The sequence below is a fragment of the Anaerobacillus sp. ABR4_321 genome, from assembly GCF_056158505.1.
Genome location: NZ_JBSWTK010000001.1, coordinates 1,716,226 through 1,733,062 on the forward strand (window position 1 = coordinate 1,716,226; position 16,837 = coordinate 1,733,062).

A 16,837-nucleotide genomic window follows, 5' to 3' on the forward strand; every position below is an offset into this window, starting at 1 on the left:
ATGGGATCAATGAGAAATCACTCTAATTATCAAACTGATAGTCACGCTTTTACTGCTTATTGGGATGATTTCAATGTGATAACAGTAATGGTAGAAGAAGGTATAGACGATCATCAAGGCTTTACGTTAACGGATGGTCACCTTGATATCAATCTAGAGATCAATGGTGATTTCAAACTTGGCAAGAAGAGGATCGTTTCATTGTTAACAGATTCAGACTACCATCCTGGCACAGAATATTACCTCATCCACTCTAGTGGTGAAGAGGCGTTGGTGATGACAGGTAAAGTTGTCCGAACAAAAGCCTTTGATGAAAAGTACCATTACGATGGTGAACTTGGCAATTCACTAACGAAGAAAGGATCTTTATTCAAAGTCTGGGCACCTACTGCAACCAACGTTATTGTAAATATTTATAATGACTTATTTCAAAAAGTAGATGAACTCCCAATGATACGACAGGATAAAGGATTATGGGATTGTGAAGCGAATGGCTATGGAGAAGGAACTTTATACACGTATAGCGTTCGGGTTAACGGGAGTACGAAGGAAGTAGTGGACCCATATGTTAAGGCGGCTACCTCAAATTGTAAATTTGGCATGGTCACAGATCTTTCTAATACCAACCCTCCAAATTGGGATCCTACGGTAAAACCAGCGCATGCGAAATCCTCAGATTCAATCATTTATGAATTACACGTTAGGGATTTTAGCATCCAAACGAAAAGCGGTCTAAAATATAAAGGGAAATACAAGGCTTTCACAGAAGAGTTACCAGAGAAAGACGGCATTCCACAAGGACTGAACTATATAAAATGGTTAGGTGTTACGCACGTTGAATTGCTTCCTATTCAGGATTTCGGTAGCGTAGATGAGATGAAAGCAGAGCCGCAATACAATTGGGGATACGACCCTATTCATTACTTTGTTCCTGAAGGTAGCTATTCTACAGATTCCCATCATCCTTATACGAGAATACGTGAAGTGAAAGAAATGATAGCTGCTATTCACAACAAAGGGCTAAGGGTAATAATGGATGTGGTTTACAATCATGTATACCATCTAGAGGCTTCTAATCTAGAGAAAATCGTACCAGGATATTATTTCCGATACGATCATGGCGGGAAGCCATCGAACGGTACAGGTGTTGGAAACGATACAGCTTCTGAAAGAAAGATGATGAGAAAACTCATCATCGATTCTGTCACGTACTGGGCGAAAGAATTTGGAGTGGATGGATTTCGGTTTGACTTAATGGGCATTCATGATAAAGAAACGATGAAAGAGGTTCGCTATGCGATTGACTGTATCGATCCTACCATCTTACTATTTGGAGAAGGATGGCATCTGAACACCATCTTACCTGATTATCGTAAGGCAACGATTTCACATGCTAAGGAACTTCCAAGAATCGGCTTTTTTAACGACCGTTTTAGAGATTCTGTTAAAGGAAAACTATTTGATACTCATTCTTCAGGATTTGCTACTGGAAATTTCTCAGTTAAAGAAGACGTGAAGAAGTGTATAATGGGAAGTGTTGAGGATTATTTTATTACAGCATCCCAGTCGATCAATTATGTTGAATGCCACGATAATCATACGTTATGGGATCGATTGAATCGCAGCCATCCTCATTCTAACGAAGAAGTTAAACAACAGATGCACCGACTCGCAACAGCGATTACGATTCTTTCACAAGGAATTCCTTTTTTGCATGCCGGTCAGGAGTTTTTTAGAACGAAAAATGGGGTTGAAAACAGCTACAAATCACCAGACAGGGTCAATAAGTTTGACTGGAGAAGGATGAGGGCTGTAAAAGAGAATGTTACCTACTTGAAGGGTCTTATTGAGATCAGAAAGTACTTTTCTGCCTTGCGTATGTCAGAGATCCATGAGATGCACAGCATTCAATTTATTGACTCCCCTGAATCGATGATCGCTTATCGAATAGATCAAGAGCACAGTGACGATAAGATTGTCGTGATTCATAATGCCGGTCATCATTCTGAATGGATTTATATTGGTGAGGGAGAGAAATGGATAGTAGCTAATGGTACAGAAGCAGGAATCGATCCATTAGATAAAACACATGACAGTTCTATTTTTGTAGCGCCTTTAAACACTGTTGTATTAATAAAGATGGAATAAAAACATGAAGAATTCATTAACCTGTGTTATAATTTTTTATTCGTAGGCGGTTTTGAACAACGTCCAGAGATTCTGCCGCCAAAGCAGAGGTCAAAACTTCCAGAATCTACAAACTAACAGAAATCGAAGGTGAATTTGTTGGAGAACATTTTAGGCGAAGGCTGGCAGGTGACCCCTGCTGGCGGAGCGACAGGTGAAGCATACTTAGCTCAATATGGAGACGAGAAACTATTCCTTAAGAGGAACTCCTCGCCTTTTCTGGCTGTTTTGTCGGCGGAAGGAATTGTACCGAAGCTTCTCTGGACCAAAAGACTTGAGAATGGGGACGTCATTACAGCCCAGAAATGGCTGCCTGGGAGAGAGCTGAAGGCGTTTGAGATGAAAAAGCCTAGAGTAGCAAAGCTGCTAAGGAAGATCCATCGTTCTTCAGAACTTCTTAGAATGCTTCACCGTCTTGGAAAAAAGCCTCTATCCCCAGATGTAATCTATCATGACCTGATCATGAAATTTGATGGTCATCATAGAAAAGATCCCGAAGTAGAGAGTGCTTTGTCTTATTTAGCTTCAAACAAAGACAATCTTGATCATGTAGAAAAAGTCGTTTGTCATTGTGACGTCAATCATAATAATTGGATGTTCAGTGATGAAGGAAATCTATACTTGATCGATTGGGACGGGGCTGTCGTTGCAGATCCAGCTTTAGATATCGGAATGCTGCTATATTGGTACGTACCAAAAAATGAATGGGCAGACTGGTTAACTCATTACGGGTTGTCAGTCACAGAAGGGCTGAGAAAAAGGATGTACTGGTATGTGCTTGCTCAAACCCTATTATCCATTTATTGGTACGATTATAAAGGTCTCTACGGAGAAGTGGAATATTGGAAGAGAGATCTTCTTAATCTAAATAAAAATCGACTTACTGATAATGATTGATGGTATCTACCCACTGGCTTAAATTTGGCTGGTGGGTTTCTATATGGTTTAATAAATCGGCTTGTTGCGCTCCAGTTGTACTGTACTCCTCTATCTGATCTAAGACTTGTTTGATCTCAGGAGCGATCACATGGTTTTGTTTTAACAACTTTGCAAGCCTTTGAACTTGTTCACATTCAGATGTTGTACCTGTGCAATCAGTACTGTGGTTGGTTAAAATATCAGCTAAGATCGCGAGCTGATGTTCATGCGTGAGTGGCATTGTTCATTCCTCCTTTGACCATTCTATTGAGTAGGATGACATGAACTGAGCCTTATTATGTAAGATCAATAAAAAAACACGGACATATTTGGTCCGTGTTTTACTTAGTGTCTCCTTTTGCGCCCCATCCAAATAGAGCGAGCACTGACAATACTATAACGATCCATGGAGCCCACATGATGAGAAAATGTTCCATAAGATAACTCCTCCCGTTTGGATTGATTTTAATATAAGATAACATATATCGAGAGTGATTGCCTTTATGAGACCTTCCTATTCGGAAAGTTTCATGGTAAAATGTCGATTGTGTGAACGATAGGCAAATAAGGAAGTGAAAGTATGCGTCAGCGCAATAAACCATGGGCAGAGGATATGTTCGCGGAACACCCTACCTTAGTACCAAATGCTCCGTCTGAGTTAAATGGCAAATGGAGCGAGGTCTTCGGAAACAATAATCCAATTCATCTGGAAGTAGGAACAGGAAAAGGCCAATTTATTATCGGAATGGCTAAGCAATATCCTGATATAAATTTTATTGGAATCGAGTTATCCCCGAGTGTAATGGTTTCCGCTTTGGAAAAACTTATCGAGGAAAACATCACGAACGTTCGATTGCTGAATGAAAATGCTCAGAACCTAACGGAGCTTTTCAACGAGAATGAGTTGAGCAGAATTTATTTGAATTTTTCTGATCCATGGCCAAAAAATAGACACGAAAAAAGAAGATTAATGTATCGTACATTTTTAGATCTTTATAAAACAGTTTTAAAATCACAATGTGAGATTCATTTTAAAACGGATAATCAGGGTCTTTTCGAATATGCACTCCACAGTTTCTCGGACTATGGAATGGTGCTTCATGAAGTGAGCCTTGACTTGCATCAGAGTGATTTTGAAGGAAATGTCATGACTGAATATGAACAGAAGTTTTCCTCAAAAGGCAGTAGGATTTACCGTTGTGTCGCTCAGTTTCGATAAGAGAACCGAAAACGGTTCTTTTTTTGATAATATTTGAAAGCGTTTGCTAAAGAGAAAAATAAACTATGTAGGTGAAAGGAGATCGTCATGGAGAAATTTCAGCTAGGCTCTTTATCGATTCACTGGTTAAGAGGGGGCGTTACTCACATGGATGGAGGAGCAATGTTTGGTGTTGTTCCAAGACCATTGTGGAGTAAGAAATATCCGGTTAATGAACGCAATCAAATCGAGCTAAGGACAGACCCGCTTCTTGTTCAATGGCAAGGTAAAAATATCCTTATCGAATCAGGGATAGGTTCTGAGAAGCTATCAGAAAAACAAAAAAGGAATTATGGGGTAAATGAAGAGTCTGACGTGAAAAACAGTTTAGCGGAACTCTCGCTCTCCGTAGAAGATATTGATATGGTATTGATGACTCATCTGCATTTCGATCATGCATGTGGACTAACAGAGCCTGCAGGTGAAGGGTATCGATCTGTATTTCCAAATGCAGTCATTTATACTTCTGAAATTGAATGGAATGAAATGAGACACCCGAATATTCGTTCTAAGAATACATACTGGAAAGAGAACTGGGAAGCGATCGTGAATCAAGTTCGCACCTTTAACGAATCGATAGAAGTTCTACCTGGATTAAAGATGCACCACACTGGTGGCCATAGTGATGGACATTGTATTATCACAATGACCGAAGATGAACAAATGATCATCCATATGGCTGATTTGATGCCTACTCATGCTCATGTGAATCCACTTTGGGTCCTGGCTTATGATGACTATCCGATGACGTCGATCTACGCCAAGGAAAAGTGGATAAATGAAGCTGTAAAAGAAGAAGCGTGGTTTATCTTTTATCATGATGCGAGTTATCGTGCGCTGAAGTGGAACGAACGCTATGAAATTATTGAGGAAATAAAAAGAGAAAAGTAAGTAATGTTAAAAAGACTGCAGCATATGCAGTCTTTTTCTTATGTCTAAATGAACGGTTTTAATCGTTTGTTGATTGTTTTTGAATTTATTTGAACAAAAATGATTGATTTATGAAAGTGCTTACACTATAATGGGTTTAACATAACTAAGACAGGAAGGTGAACATGTGCTAACAGCAGAACGCCATTTCATCATATTACAAGTACTAAAAGAGCAAGGGAATGCTACGGTCCATGAATTAAGTGAAGCCACAGGAGCTTCTATCTCAACGATACGTCGTGATCTTGTTCAACTTGAAGAGTTAGATAAGTTAAAACGAGTACACGGCGGTGCCACTCAATACAGGACAAAATGGACTGAACCATCGTTAAATGAAAAGTCTTCACAAAACTTGACCGAAAAAACGTCTATCGCAACTTATGCAGCCAGTCTTATTGAAGACGGTGATTGCATCTTTCTTGATGCAGGTACGACAACCCAAAAGGTAGCAGAACAATTAAGAGGTAAAAACCTAATTGCTGTCACTAACGGTTATCAAGTAGTAGAAACACTTCTCGCAAATGGTATCACGACATATTTGATCGGAGGTAAGCTAAAGCCGAATACAGGTGCGATGATTGGTGGCAAAGCTCTAGAGGGGATCTCTACTTATCGTTTTGATAAGAGTTTTATTGGAATTAACGGCATACATGAGTCTTTCGGATATACAACCGCCGATCCTGAGGAAGCCATCATGAAGAAAACAGCGATCGATCTTTCTAAAGAATCTTATATAGTAGCTGACCATTCAAAAATTGGGGAGACTGCTTTTAGTAAGGTTGCTGAACTACATGAATGTACGATTATAACCAGTCATTTTACAGAACCGAACCTAGATAAGATCAGTGAACAAACAACAGTAGAAGTGGTGAAATTATGATATATACAGTTACATTAAATCCGTCAGTCGATTATATAGTCGGGTTGGAGCATTTTGAGGCAGGTCAGGTTAATATTGTGAATCATGATAAGAAATTTGCAGGTGGAAAAGGTGTCAACGTCTCAAGAGTTCTTCATAAGCTTGGTTATGCTTCTAAAGCGCTAGGATTTATTGGAGGTTTTACAGGAGAATTTATTGAGACGGCACTCAAAGAAGAGGGGTTATCTCCACAGTTCATTAAAGTAGATGGAGATACCCGGATCAATATCAAGTTGAAAGCAGAAATGGAAACGGAAATTAATGGACTTTCACCTGAGATAGATGAATCATCGATTTCATCATTGTACGAACAACTGTCTGAACTAGAATCGGGTGACATCGTCGTGTTGGCTGGTAGCGTTCCTTCAAGTGTGCCATCCTCAATTTACTCAAGTATTATTGATTCTCTTCCCGAAGGTGTGGAAGCCATCGTTGATACGAAAGGGACTGCATTGCAAGAAGTAGTTGACTCAAAACCCTTCTTAGTCAAACCAAATCATCATGAACTTGGTGAGTTCTTTGGTGTACAGATCAATTCGGTCGAAGAAGCAACTTCATATGGTAGAAAACTTCGAGACCTTGGAGCACAGAACGTCATCATTTCCCTTGCTGAGAAAGGCGCCGTGTTTTTATCCTCAGAAGGTGATTTTATAGGCAACGCGCCAAAGGGTGAAGTGAAAAACTCTGTAGGAGCAGGTGACTCTGTCGTCGCTGGATTTCTAAGCATGTACTTATCTAAAAAAGATTTAATAGATGCTTTTCACACTGGAATCGCTGCTGGTAGTGCAAGTGCTTTTTCTAACGAGTTCTGTACAAAAGAAGAAATTGAAACATTAAAAACTCAAATAAAAGTTCGTTCTATATAAGAAAGGGGAGAATATCGGGATGAAGATAACAGAGCTTTTAACAAAAGAAACGATTATCCTTAATCTTGCGTCAAAAACGAAAGAAGAGGTTATCGATGAGCTCACTGATAAACTAGATCGTGCGGGAAACTTAAATGATGTAAGAAGCTTTAAAGAAGCCATCCATAAACGTGAGCAAGAAAGTACTACTGGAATAGGGGAAGGAATTGCAATTCCACATGCAAAGACTTCAGCTGTAAAAAAACCAGCGATCGTCTTCGGACGGTCTCATGAAGGAATTGACTATGATTCGTTAGATGGTCAACCGGCTCACCTTTTCTTCATGATCGCAGCTACTGAAGGTGCGAACCAGACCCATCTTGAGGCTCTTTCAAGACTTTCCTCATTTCTGATGGATACTAATTTTAGAAGGGTTTTAAATGATGCTAAGTCAACGGATGAGGTATTGAGCGCTTTCGATTCTAAAGAAGAAGAGCAGGAAATAGAAAGCAGCACGGAAGAAACCTCACAAGGAGCAAAGTTGTTAGCGGTTACAGCTTGCCCGACAGGTATCGCTCATACTTATATGGCAGCAGATGCTTTAAAGTCAAAGGCTTCAGAGCTTGGTTTGGCATTAAAAGTTGAAACGAATGGTTCTGGTGGTGTAAAGAATAGATTAACGGATCAAGATATAAAAGAAGCAGATGGTATTATTGTCGCAGCAGATACAAAAGTAGAGATGGAACGCTTCAAAGGTAAGAAAGTGATTGAAGTTCCTGTAGCAGAGGCAATTAGAAAACCAGAGGAATTATTAAAACGTTCAGCTAGTGGTGATGCTGAAGTGTTTCAAAGCTCTCGTTCATATGAAGATGAAATCAATGAGAAGAAAAATGAGAGAAAAGGGAAACAGCCCGTTTTTTATAAGCATCTGATGAACGGCGTATCAAACATGTTACCACTTGTTGTTGGTGGTGGTATCTTAATCGCTTTATCGTTTATTTTCGGAATCAATGCAGCAGATCCTGAACATCCAAGTTACAATCCTTTTGCAGAAGCACTGAGTACGATCGGTGGAGGCAATGCATTTGCACTTATGATTCCTGTTCTTGCCGGATTTATCGCAATGAGTATTGCCGATCGTCCAGGTCTTGCTCCTGGTCTTGTAGGTGGCTTGATGGCCTCGACGAATGGGGCCGGCTTTCTAGGTGGCCTAATCGCAGGTTTCCTTGCTGGTTATGCTGTACTTTTACTTAAAAGACTATTTTCAAGTCTTCCTCAATCTTTGGAAGGAATCAAACCAGTTCTGCTTTATCCACTATTCGGTATCTTCATCACAGGTATGATCATGATGTATGTTGTGATCGAACCGGTCCAAGCTTTAAATACTGGATTAGAAAGCTGGTTAGGCGGACTTGGAACGACGAACAAACTCCTACTTGGTTTAATCCTTGGGGGTATGATGGCTGTAGACATGGGTGGACCGATTAACAAGGCAGCGTTCACGTTTGGAATCGCGATGATTGACGCAGGAAACCTAACTTATCATGCAGCGATCATGGCGGGTGGAATGACACCTCCATTAGGATTGGCACTAGCGACCACGATCTTTAAGAAACGTTTTAATAAAACAGAAAGAGAAGCTGGAAAAGTTGCTTATGTCATGGGAGCTTCGTTTATAACAGAGGGGGCTATTCCATTCGCAGCTGCTGATCCCGGTCGGGTTATTCCTTCTATCATCGCAGGTTCTTCGGTTGCAGGGGCTTTGACAATGCTCTTTAATATAGCGCTACCAGCTCCACATGGCGGAGCATTCGTAATGTGGTCTGTAAACAACATTTCGATTCAGCATATTCTGCTTTATCTCCTTGCAATTGTAATCGGTACAGTCGTAACGGCAATGATGGTAGGTATTCTGAAGAAATCCAAACCGCAGGTGTAAAAGTGAGAGGCTTCATAAGAAGCCTCTTTATTTTGCATTTTGCTCATATCAGAGGCGGAATCACCATCATAAAAGGCGCGCTTTAAAGTTCTTTAGCTCATTTCATTGCGTTTTATACAATTGTTGTAAAAAAGTGAGTTGTGATGAGATGGTGTGAGAAGGCGTGAGATTGCATATATCAGCATCTCGTTCATGCAAATGCATCCCAGGTTTAAATGATAGCGTTTTCACTACCTATCTTGTACAAATGCTTTTTATTTCCTCTATAACGGTTGATGCGTATAAGAAGCAGTGTTAGTATAAATGACCGTAGACGAAATGTCAGATGATTTGTCGGAAATTCAAAGGAGGAAATCATGCTACAGAATAAAACCGTAACGTTTATCGGAGCGGGTTCAATGGCAGAAGCAATGGCAGCAGGAATGATCGAATCGGGTACAATTGAACCTGAACGTATTATTATGACGAATAGAAGTAATGAAGAAAGACGTCAAGAACTAATGGAAAATCACGGAGTTCTTGCAACGCAAAGTATAGAATTCGCTGTGCGTGAAGCGGATGTTGTAATTTTAGCAATGAAACCTAAAGATATTGAAAAAGCTCTTAAGGGAATTGAAGAATATATTACGAATGAACAGCTATTATTATCCGTTCTAGCTGGCGTTCCATCTGCTTTCATCGAAGAAAGCCTAGAAGGTGAGCAGCCAGTGATTCGTGTGATGCCGAACACTTCAAGCATGATTGGAAAATCAATTTCTGCACTTGCAGCAGGAAAGTATGTAGATGAAGAGCAAATTACAATTGCAAGAGCGCTTATCCGTTCTATTGGAGATACAGTAGTAATCGATGAAGAACAAATGGATGTGTTCACTGGTGTTGCAGGTAGCGGACCAGCATATATCTATTACGTGATCGAGAGCTTAGAGAAAGCCGCTGTTGAAGGTGGGCTTGAAGAAGAAACAGCTCGTAAGATGGCTGTGCAAACAGTACTCGGAGCTGGAATGATGGCAGAACAGTCTGAGGATTCTCCTTCAGAACTTAGAAAGAAAGTCACTTCACCGAACGGTACCACCCAAGCTGGACTAGAGGCACTTTATGAAAACGGCGGTGGAGATGCATTTGTTGAAGCCGTAAGAAACGCTGCAGTCCGTTCAAAAGAAATCAGCAGTCAGTTCGATGAAGAAAACGAGAAAAAGCCAGTAATGCAATAAGTTATAAAGAACCGGTCTTCCGGTTCTTTTTTTATTGATGCTAATTTAAGGGAGATGTTACAGAATGTTCATTTCTAAAAAATGTTAGTAGAATAATAGACAAAATATGATATGATAATAATTGGATGATTTGTAGTTGGAAGGAGGAAATAATGATGAAAAAAGGGATTTTTGCTCTTATTTTAGCTCTTTTAGTCGCATTTCCGTTTGCAGGTACAGCTGTTCATGCTGAAGCAGATGTCAGCGATGAAGTTAAGAAGGGTGTCGCTAGCTATATTGGAGAAGAGCACTATGACTATGACAAAGGGTCTCTTTCTATTGAGGAATCTGAGAGTTTTGAAGTAAGTAGTTCAGCGGATAAAGAATTTAGTCAAGTAACGATGATGGTTGTAGAATTCCAAACTGTTCGTGATAATATCTTCTTTGAAGATCACAAACAGGTAATCTTCTATGATGCTGATGCAAATGCAGTACTTCCTGATACAAAGGTACTTGACCTAGATCAAGCAAAAGAATTTAAGGACAGTCATGCTGAAGAAACTGGTTCTCATCTTCATATGGGAGTTGTATTGTTCCTTCACTTTCTTATGATCATAGTTCCAGCAATTATTATTTATGTGTTTATTAAAGGCTGGTATACGACTCTTGGCTTTAAGTTAAAGAACAACGTATATAAGACGAACGCAACGTTCTAAACTGCTATGAAATAAAAACGAGGCTGGGACAAAACCCAGTAAATTAAAATAAGAGTGGCCCTGCGGACAAGAATTTGTTCGCAGGGTCACTCTTTCTATTTTTCATCTTAATTTAACAATAAAATAAGGACAGCCTCTGATAAAATTAGAGTTACCACACAATAACCATCGGAGGTGTCCTTATGTTTAAAGATTATAACATGAATCAAGTGATTTTGCCCCTCGATTTAGAAATGAAATTACAAGAAAATGATATCGCTTATACCGTCCATGAGTTGGTCGAACAAATTCCGGATGAGGCTTTTTCCGCGTTCCTACGTGATACGGGATGCCCAGCTTATCACCCACGTATGATGATGAAAGTTATTTTATGTGCGTACACACAATCTGCTTTTTCAGGAAGAAAGATTGAAGGTCTCCTCAAAGATAGCGTACGGATGATGTGGTTGGCACAAGGATATGAACCGAGTTATCGGACCATAAACCGGTTCCGGGTGCATCCCGAAGTCAAAGAACTTCTGCGTCAGAGTTTCGTGCAGTTTCGTTGTCAGCTCGTTCAAAAAGACCTCATTGATAATGAAGCGATCTTTATTGATGGCACGAAAATTGAAGCGAATGCCAACAAGTTTACGTTTGTGTGGCGTAAGGCTGTCGAAAGGTACAGCCAGAGTCTGATTGAAAAGTCGAATGCGATGTACGATGAGTTGATTGAAAAAGAAGTAATCCCCGAAATTGAAAGAGAAAGTCCAGAACACCTTTCCACTAAAGAACTTACTAAAATAGAAGAAAAGCTAGAAGAAAAAGTAGAGGAATATACTGAGAAGATTAACGACGGTAAGGATGTAGCCGAACGAAAACGGCTTCGTTCGGAGCGAAAAATGCCAAAACAGTTCCTCAAACAGATACAGGATTTTGTGTTGCGCAAAACAAAATATGAAAATGATAAGGCCATCTTCAAAGAACGGAACAGTTATTCAAAGACCGATCACGATGCCACCTTCATGCGCATGAAAGATGACTATATGAAAAATGGGCAACTCAAAGCCGGGTACAATCTACAGATTGCGACGGAGGGGCAATATACGCTCGCTTATGATATCTTCCCGAATCCAACGGACACGCGCACATTTCTTCCGTTTCTAGATCGCGTGGAAAAGGATTTCTTTGAACTCCCAACGTACATCGTCGCGGATGCCGGTTATGGAAGCGAAGAAAACTACATAGATGTCTTGGAAAATCGCAAGCGTACGCCTCTCATCACCTATAACACTTATCGAAAAGAGAAAAAGAAAAGCTTTAAGAAGGATGCGTTTCACGTATCCAACTGGGATTACAGTGAAAAAGGAGATTCATTCATATGCCCGAACGGAAAACAGTTGCCTTTCCGATTCGTTTCTCATCGTACTGACAGAAGTGGCTTCACCCGTGAATTTAAAGTATATGAAAGTGAAAACTGTACCGGTTGCCCGTTCCGTTCTCAATGTACAAAAGCAAAAGACGGGACCAATCGAAAAATCTTCTATAACGCCAATTGGGAAAAACAAAAGAATAGGATTCAACAGCTGCTTTCGGATGAAAAAACAGGTGAAATCTACGGTCAACGGAAAATCGATGTAGAGCCAGTTTTTGGATTTCTGAAGGCTATTTTGGGTTTCAATCGTATGTCTGTAAGAGGTAATAATCAAGTCAAAAATGAGATGGGGTTTGCGCTAATGGCGGTAAACTTAAGAAAGTACACTACCGTGAGTGCAGAATGACTCAATAATCTTGGGCAGGACCAAAGAAAAAAGGTTCCGTTCATCAAAAAACGATGAACGGAACCTTTTTTCGTTATTCCAGGCTAGTTATGTCCCAGCCTCGTTTTTATTGTTTTTGAAGTTCTACAATTGTACCTGTATTTGCGTCGACCACGAAATCCATCTGTTCCAATCGTCCTGCTTTTTCACATGTTAAACCACCAGAATAAACGGTGAAAGGCACGTCGAACTTCTTGATTGAATCCGTTTTCATATGAATCCATGATCCTTTTACTGCGTATGAGTGTTTAACTGCTTCTTTAACAGATTTAAGAGCCTTTTCAGGCGGAATCGTCGATTTTTTGCACGTTGCCAAAGAAGTTGCTGCCAAAGCAGCCCCTGCTCCGATAAGTGCACCTAACAGCAAGTCTTTCATCTTCACGGTGTTCACTTCTCCCTTCTATTCACCTCTATTGTTGTTTCCTCTTTTAGTATATCTGAAGTTGATTCATGTACCAACTACTTAAGCTGAAAATTCAAACGACTAGCAACGCATAATGGAATTCGATACAATGAAAGAGGTATATATTGAAGAGAGGGGATACATATATGAATAAAGAAACGCTGTCACTATTCAAAACGTTGACTGAGCTTCAAGGTGCTCCTGGATTTGAGCATGACGTAAGGAAATTTGTTAAGGGTGAACTTAGCAAATACACAGACGAGTTAATACAGGATAACTTAGGAAGTGTTTTTGGGGTAAAACGCAGTGAGAACAAAGGTCCTAAAATTATGGTTGCTGGTCACATGGATGAGGTAGGATTTATGGTAACTTCTATTACAGACAACGGCATGCTCCGTTTCCAAACGTTAGGCGGATGGTGGAGTCAGGTCCTACTTGCACAACGTGTTCAAGTCATTACCGCTGACGGACCGATACCAGGAGTAATCGGTTCCATCCCTCCACATCTTTTAGATGAAGCAAAACGTCAAAAACCGATGGCGATCAAAGATATGCTTATCGATATTGGTGCAGATAACAAAGAAGATGCTGAAAAAATTGGAGTGCGTCCTGGTCAGCAAATCGTTCCTACTTGTCCATTTACACCGATGGCTAACAATAAGAAGATTATGGCCAAGGCTTGGGATAACCGCTACGGGGTGGGACTTGCTATCGAGCTTATGAAAGAAATGCAGAATGAGGAACTACCGAACGAACTTTATTCTGGAGCTACTGTACAAGAGGAAGTTGGGCTTCGAGGCGCACAAACTGCATCAAATTTAATCAATCCAGATTTGTTTTATGCTTTAGATGCAAGCCCAGCAAATGATATGACGGGTGATAAGAGTGAGTTTGGTCAACTTGGTAAAGGAGCCCTCCTTCGCATATACGACCGCTCTATGGTTACACACCAAGGTTTAAGAGACTTCGTTCTCGATACTGCTGAAAGTAATGATATTCCGTATCAGTATTTTATTTCTCAAGGTGGAACGGATGCAGGAAGGGTTCATCTTTCGAATAATGGAGTACCATCAGCAGTGGTTGGCATTTGCTCACGATATATTCATACTTCTTCATCAATCATCCATGTTGATGATTATGCAGCGGCAAAAGAACTTCTGTTTAAGTTGGTAAGAACAACAGATCAAAATGCGGTTGACCAGATAAAGAGTAGAGTCTAGAAGGAAAGGAGCCGATCGGCTCCTTTTTCAATGTAATTCTCATTAAAGGAGGCGTAATCATGAAAAAAGTTGCTGTAGGTTCTCTTAACCCAGTAAAACTCGATTCAGTTAGAACATTAACCACATATGAAGTGAAAGGGTATGATGTCTCATCAGGAGTCTCAGAACAACCATGGGGGGATGAAGAAACTATTTTAGGTGCAAAGCAGCGAGCATTCGCGGCACTTGAAGAAGGTCAGAGTGATATCGGCATAGGGTTAGAAGGTGGCGTACACCAGATCGGTCATTTATTGTACGTTTGTAATTGGGGTGTACTTGTTGATCGTAACGGGAAGGAGATTGTGGCAGGAGGAGCTCGATTTCCTTTACCGGATGAAGTTAAGCAAAGGTTGGAAAATGGAGATGAACTAGGGCCGGTTATGTCGGAGTTTGCGAGTCGAGCCAATGTAAACAAAAAAGAAGGCGCCATCGGAATCGTTACGAAGGGCGCCATCACAAGGACTACGATGTATGAGCATATTGTAAAAATGCTTTTTGGTCAGTATGAATACTATTCGGATTAATTACTTTCGAAAATATATGAAAGTGCTCGAAGCGCTTGTTCAGGAGTTTCTACTACCACCTGTGCTTTATTTGCTAACTCTTTTAGCGGGTGATGGAGAGATTCGGGTCTAATCAAAATAAGAGGTTTCTGAAGTGTGATGGCCGTAGCAGCGTCCATCGCACTATTCCATTGCTTGTATTTTTCACCGAACAAAGCGACCACAACATCTGACTTTCCTAGTAGTACTTGTGTTCTAAGGTTGTTGATTTCTGAGGCTGCTTCGTCTTTAAATATGGCGTTCGGTTGTTCACCTTTAACTTCCTCTCCTATGTTATCTGAGCGGTCGTGGTTTTCCATCGGCCCTACAAATAAAAGAGGAAGATCCATTTGCTTCGCTTTTTCTTTAAGTTCGTTACGCCAGTCATCATGTATTTGTCCAGCCAAGTATACGGTAAGTTCCAAGATATAACGCCTCCTATAGATAGTAACGCTGTCATTGTAGCACAATCCCTTCATTGTTCCCAATTATTTGAATTGAGAAACGATTATGCTTCTTCAGCGTTATTCCTTATAAATTGTGTATACTAATGTGTGAAGTTTATTGGAGGGAGAAACAGATGAGAGATTTATTGAAAAGAAAAGGTGTGTCTTTATCACCCCATACATATTTCGTAAAGGCACTTAGTTACATGGCACTCGGCTTGTTTTCTTCGCTTATTATTGGTCTAATCTTAAAAACGATTGGGGAACAGCTTTCATGGGCTAGCTTCCTTATTCCGATAGGAGAATTAGCAATGAGCCTGATGGGGCCTGCGATCGGTGTAGCTGTTGCTTATGGTTTAGGAGCTCCACCCCTCGTACTGTTCGCTTCTTTATTAGCAGGTGCGGCGGGAGCGGAGCTTGGTGGTCCAGCTGGAAGCTACGCTTCAGCAATCATCGCTGCTGAATGTGGAAAGCTCGTATCAAAATCAACCAAGCTTGATATCATTATTACTCCGATGGTCACTATATTCGCTGGTTTTGGAACAGCAACAATAGCGGGTCCTGGGATTAATGCTCTCATGCAAAATTTTGGTTCACTTATCATGTGGGCAACAGAGCAACGACCAATCGTTATGGGAATCATCGTTGCCGTTTTGATGGGCTTAGCATTGACTGCGCCCATTTCTAGTGCCGCGATTGCAATTATGCTTGGGTTAGAAGGAATTGCTGCTGGTGCAGCAACGATCGGATGCGCTGCGCAAATGATTGGTTTTGGAGTTAGCAGCTATAGGGAAAATGGGTTCGGGGGCTTTATTGCTCAAGGATTAGGAACATCGATGCTCCAAGTAGCAAACATCGTAAAAAATCCATGGATATTACTACCTCCAACATTAGCAGGTGCAATACTGGCACCGTTCGGAAGCGGCTGGATCGGAATGCTAAATAATCCTCCTGGTGCAGGGATGGGCACGAGTGGTTTTGTAGGTCAGATTATGACTATCAATGTAATGGGCGCTAGCTACAATGTGTGGATTGCAATCCTTCTATTGCATATCGTTGGACCAGCATTGATAAGTTTGATAATATCCGAGGTAATGAGGAAAAAAGGTCTTATTAAGTCAGGGGATATGAAGATATCAACTGAGTAATCATAGGAGGATATACAATGAAAACTTTTGATAAGCACGAAGACTACATCCAAGCGATGAACGAAGGGAAATCTGTCTTTTTATTCTCAGCAGATTGGTGCCCCGATTGCCGCGTAATCGAGCCATTTCTACCAGAACTGGAACAAGAGTATAAGGAACTGACTTTCTACTATGTGGACAGAGATCAACATATTGAACTTTGTCAGGAATTAAATGTTTTTGGAATCCCAAGCTTTGTTGCATTCAACGAAGGAGAAGAGACTGGACGTTTTGTAAGCAAGAATAGAAAAACACGTGAAGAAATCGAAGACTTTTTATCAAGTGTTAAATAAGAAAAACAA

Annotated in this window: 18 protein-coding genes; 14 read left to right on the top strand and 4 right to left on the bottom strand. The window is 40.5% G+C overall.

From position 1 onward, the window contains the following. Nucleotides 1-9: 9 nt before the first annotated feature. Together pulA and ACXADT_RS08855 are read left to right on the top strand one after the other, a co-directional pair. Entirely contained in the window at nucleotides 10-2,148 is a 2,139-nt protein-coding gene (gene pulA / locus ACXADT_RS08850; protein ID WP_270179633.1) for a type I pullulanase, read from the top strand. A gap of 138 nt (nucleotides 2,149-2,286) precedes the next feature. After that, nucleotides 2,287-3,084, top strand: a complete 798-nt coding sequence (locus ACXADT_RS08855) for a phosphotransferase family protein (RefSeq protein ID WP_270179632.1) — start codon at nucleotides 2,287-2,289, stop codon at nucleotides 3,082-3,084. On the opposite strand, the gene ACXADT_RS08860 is transcribed toward ACXADT_RS08855, so the two are convergent. Both ACXADT_RS08860 and cydS read right to left on the bottom strand, forming a co-directional pair. Beyond that, nucleotides 3,068-3,346, bottom strand: coding sequence for a YtzH-like family protein (locus ACXADT_RS08860; protein WP_474834313.1), 279 nt, complete (start codon nucleotides 3,344-3,346; stop codon nucleotides 3,068-3,070). The genes ACXADT_RS08855 and ACXADT_RS08860 overlap by 17 nt on opposite strands. Before the next feature lie 100 nt (nucleotides 3,347-3,446). Then, nucleotides 3,447-3,542 (bottom strand): cytochrome bd oxidase small subunit CydS family protein, encoded by a 96-nt coding sequence (gene cydS / locus ACXADT_RS08865; RefSeq protein ID WP_442865089.1) that lies wholly within the window; start codon nucleotides 3,540-3,542, stop codon nucleotides 3,447-3,449. 143 nt (nucleotides 3,543-3,685) lie between these two features. Here cydS and trmB point away from each other — a divergent pair, with 143 nt between their 5' ends. The 8 genes from trmB to ACXADT_RS08905 all read left to right on the top strand — a co-directional run bounded on the left by trmB (nucleotide 3,686) and on the right by ACXADT_RS08905 (nucleotide 12,659). Beyond that, nucleotides 3,686-4,324 (top strand): tRNA (guanosine(46)-N7)-methyltransferase TrmB, encoded by a 639-nt coding sequence (trmB, locus tag ACXADT_RS08870; RefSeq protein WP_270179630.1) that lies wholly within the window; start codon nucleotides 3,686-3,688, stop codon nucleotides 4,322-4,324. An 87-nt stretch (nucleotides 4,325-4,411) separates the two neighbouring features. Next, nucleotides 4,412-5,254 (top strand): YtnP family quorum-quenching lactonase, encoded by an 843-nt coding sequence (locus ACXADT_RS08875; protein ID WP_474834315.1) that lies wholly within the window; start codon nucleotides 4,412-4,414, stop codon nucleotides 5,252-5,254. 166 nt (nucleotides 5,255-5,420) lie between these two features. After that, a complete protein-coding gene (locus ACXADT_RS08880; RefSeq protein ID WP_270179628.1) occupies nucleotides 5,421-6,173 on the top strand; it encodes a DeoR/GlpR family DNA-binding transcription regulator in 753 nt (250 codons plus the stop codon). Next, nucleotides 6,170-7,078, top strand: coding sequence for a 1-phosphofructokinase (pfkB, locus tag ACXADT_RS08885; RefSeq protein WP_474834317.1), 909 nt, complete (start codon nucleotides 6,170-6,172; stop codon nucleotides 7,076-7,078). Before ACXADT_RS08880 ends, pfkB begins: the two co-directional genes overlap by 4 nt. A 19-nt stretch (nucleotides 7,079-7,097) precedes the next feature. Then, complete coding sequence (locus ACXADT_RS08890) at nucleotides 7,098-8,996, top strand: PTS fructose transporter subunit IIABC (protein ID WP_474810835.1); 1,899 nt, start codon at nucleotides 7,098-7,100, stop codon at nucleotides 8,994-8,996. Nucleotides 8,997-9,352: 356 nt separating this feature from the next. Further along, nucleotides 9,353-10,207 carry a pyrroline-5-carboxylate reductase gene (proC, locus tag ACXADT_RS08895; RefSeq protein ID WP_270179625.1) on the top strand — a complete coding sequence of 285 codons (855 nt, stop codon included), beginning with the start codon at nucleotides 9,353-9,355 and terminating at the stop codon, nucleotides 10,205-10,207. Nucleotides 10,208-10,362: 155 nt separating this feature from the next. Then, a complete protein-coding gene (locus tag ACXADT_RS08900; RefSeq protein WP_474810838.1) occupies nucleotides 10,363-10,902 on the top strand; it encodes a hypothetical protein in 540 nt (179 codons plus the stop codon). Between the two features lie 182 nt (nucleotides 10,903-11,084). Continuing rightward, the gene (locus ACXADT_RS08905) at nucleotides 11,085-12,659 is read left to right on the top strand and encodes an IS1182 family transposase (protein WP_474834319.1); all 1,575 of its coding nucleotides are present in this window, start codon (nucleotides 11,085-11,087) and stop codon (nucleotides 12,657-12,659) included. Between the two features lie 106 nt (nucleotides 12,660-12,765). Here the strand turns inward: ACXADT_RS08905 and ACXADT_RS08910 are convergent, their stop codons facing one another. After that, on the bottom strand, nucleotides 12,766-13,074 hold the full coding sequence (locus ACXADT_RS08910; protein WP_270180607.1) for a PepSY domain-containing protein: 309 nt from the start codon (nucleotides 13,072-13,074) through the stop codon (nucleotides 12,766-12,768). Nucleotides 13,075-13,247: 173 nt separating this feature from the next. On the opposite strand from ACXADT_RS08910, the gene ACXADT_RS08915 reads away from it, so the two are divergent. Continuing rightward, a complete protein-coding gene (locus ACXADT_RS08915) occupies nucleotides 13,248-14,321 on the top strand; it encodes a M42 family metallopeptidase (RefSeq protein ID WP_474834321.1) in 1,074 nt (357 codons plus the stop codon). 59 nt (nucleotides 14,322-14,380) lie between these two features. Next, nucleotides 14,381-14,884 carry a DUF84 family protein gene (locus tag ACXADT_RS08920; protein ID WP_474834323.1) on the top strand — a complete coding sequence of 168 codons (504 nt, stop codon included), beginning with the start codon at nucleotides 14,381-14,383 and terminating at the stop codon, nucleotides 14,882-14,884. Here ACXADT_RS08920 and ACXADT_RS08925 read toward each other — a convergent pair. After that, complete coding sequence (locus tag ACXADT_RS08925; protein WP_270179621.1) at nucleotides 14,881-15,327, bottom strand: YtoQ family protein; 447 nt, start codon at nucleotides 15,325-15,327, stop codon at nucleotides 14,881-14,883. The genes ACXADT_RS08920 and ACXADT_RS08925 overlap by 4 nt on opposite strands. 155 nt (nucleotides 15,328-15,482) lie before the next feature. Here ACXADT_RS08925 and ACXADT_RS08930 point away from each other — a divergent pair, with 155 nt between their 5' ends. Both ACXADT_RS08930 and ACXADT_RS08935 read left to right on the top strand, forming a co-directional pair. Next, complete coding sequence (locus ACXADT_RS08930; protein WP_474834325.1) at nucleotides 15,483-16,496, top strand: PTS sugar transporter subunit IIC; 1,014 nt, start codon at nucleotides 15,483-15,485, stop codon at nucleotides 16,494-16,496. A gap of 17 nt (nucleotides 16,497-16,513) precedes the next feature. Next, nucleotides 16,514-16,828 (top strand): thioredoxin family protein, encoded by a 315-nt coding sequence (locus ACXADT_RS08935; protein WP_474834327.1) that lies wholly within the window; start codon nucleotides 16,514-16,516, stop codon nucleotides 16,826-16,828. Nucleotides 16,829-16,837: the final 9 nt, after the last annotated feature.

Excerpts from the sequence above, each read along its gene's own strand:
- trmB (WP_270179630.1), top strand. The coding sequence starts at position 3,686 with ATGCGTCAGCGCAATAAACCATGGGCAGAGGATATGTTCGCGGAACAC.
- ACXADT_RS08920 (WP_474834323.1), top strand. The coding sequence starts at position 14,381 with ATGAAAAAAGTTGCTGTAGGTTCTCTTAACCCAGTAAAACTCGATTCA.
- ACXADT_RS08875 (WP_474834315.1), top strand. The coding sequence starts at position 4,412 with ATGGAGAAATTTCAGCTAGGCTCTTTATCGATTCACTGGTTAAGAGGG.
- ACXADT_RS08890 (WP_474810835.1), top strand. The coding sequence starts at position 7,098 with ATGAAGATAACAGAGCTTTTAACAAAAGAAACGATTATCCTTAATCTT.
- ACXADT_RS08930 (WP_474834325.1), top strand. The coding sequence starts at position 15,483 with ATGAGAGATTTATTGAAAAGAAAAGGTGTGTCTTTATCACCCCATACA.
- pulA (WP_270179633.1), top strand. The coding sequence starts at position 10 with ATGAGAAATCACTCTAATTATCAAACTGATAGTCACGCTTTTACTGCT.
- ACXADT_RS08915 (WP_474834321.1), top strand. The coding sequence starts at position 13,248 with ATGAATAAAGAAACGCTGTCACTATTCAAAACGTTGACTGAGCTTCAA.
- ACXADT_RS08935 (WP_474834327.1), top strand. The coding sequence starts at position 16,514 with ATGAAAACTTTTGATAAGCACGAAGACTACATCCAAGCGATGAACGAA.
- pfkB (WP_474834317.1), top strand. The coding sequence starts at position 6,170 with ATGATATATACAGTTACATTAAATCCGTCAGTCGATTATATAGTCGGG.
- proC (WP_270179625.1), top strand. The coding sequence starts at position 9,353 with ATGCTACAGAATAAAACCGTAACGTTTATCGGAGCGGGTTCAATGGCA.
- ACXADT_RS08900 (WP_474810838.1), top strand. The coding sequence starts at position 10,363 with ATGAAAAAAGGGATTTTTGCTCTTATTTTAGCTCTTTTAGTCGCATTT.
- ACXADT_RS08905 (WP_474834319.1), top strand. The coding sequence starts at position 11,085 with ATGTTTAAAGATTATAACATGAATCAAGTGATTTTGCCCCTCGATTTA.
- ACXADT_RS08910 (WP_270180607.1), bottom strand. The coding sequence starts at position 13,074 with ATGAAAGACTTGCTGTTAGGTGCACTTATCGGAGCAGGGGCTGCTTTG.
- cydS (WP_442865089.1), bottom strand. The coding sequence starts at position 3,542 with ATGGAACATTTTCTCATCATGTGGGCTCCATGGATCGTTATAGTATTG.
- ACXADT_RS08860 (WP_474834313.1), bottom strand. The coding sequence starts at position 3,346 with ATGCCACTCACGCATGAACATCAGCTCGCGATCTTAGCTGATATTTTA.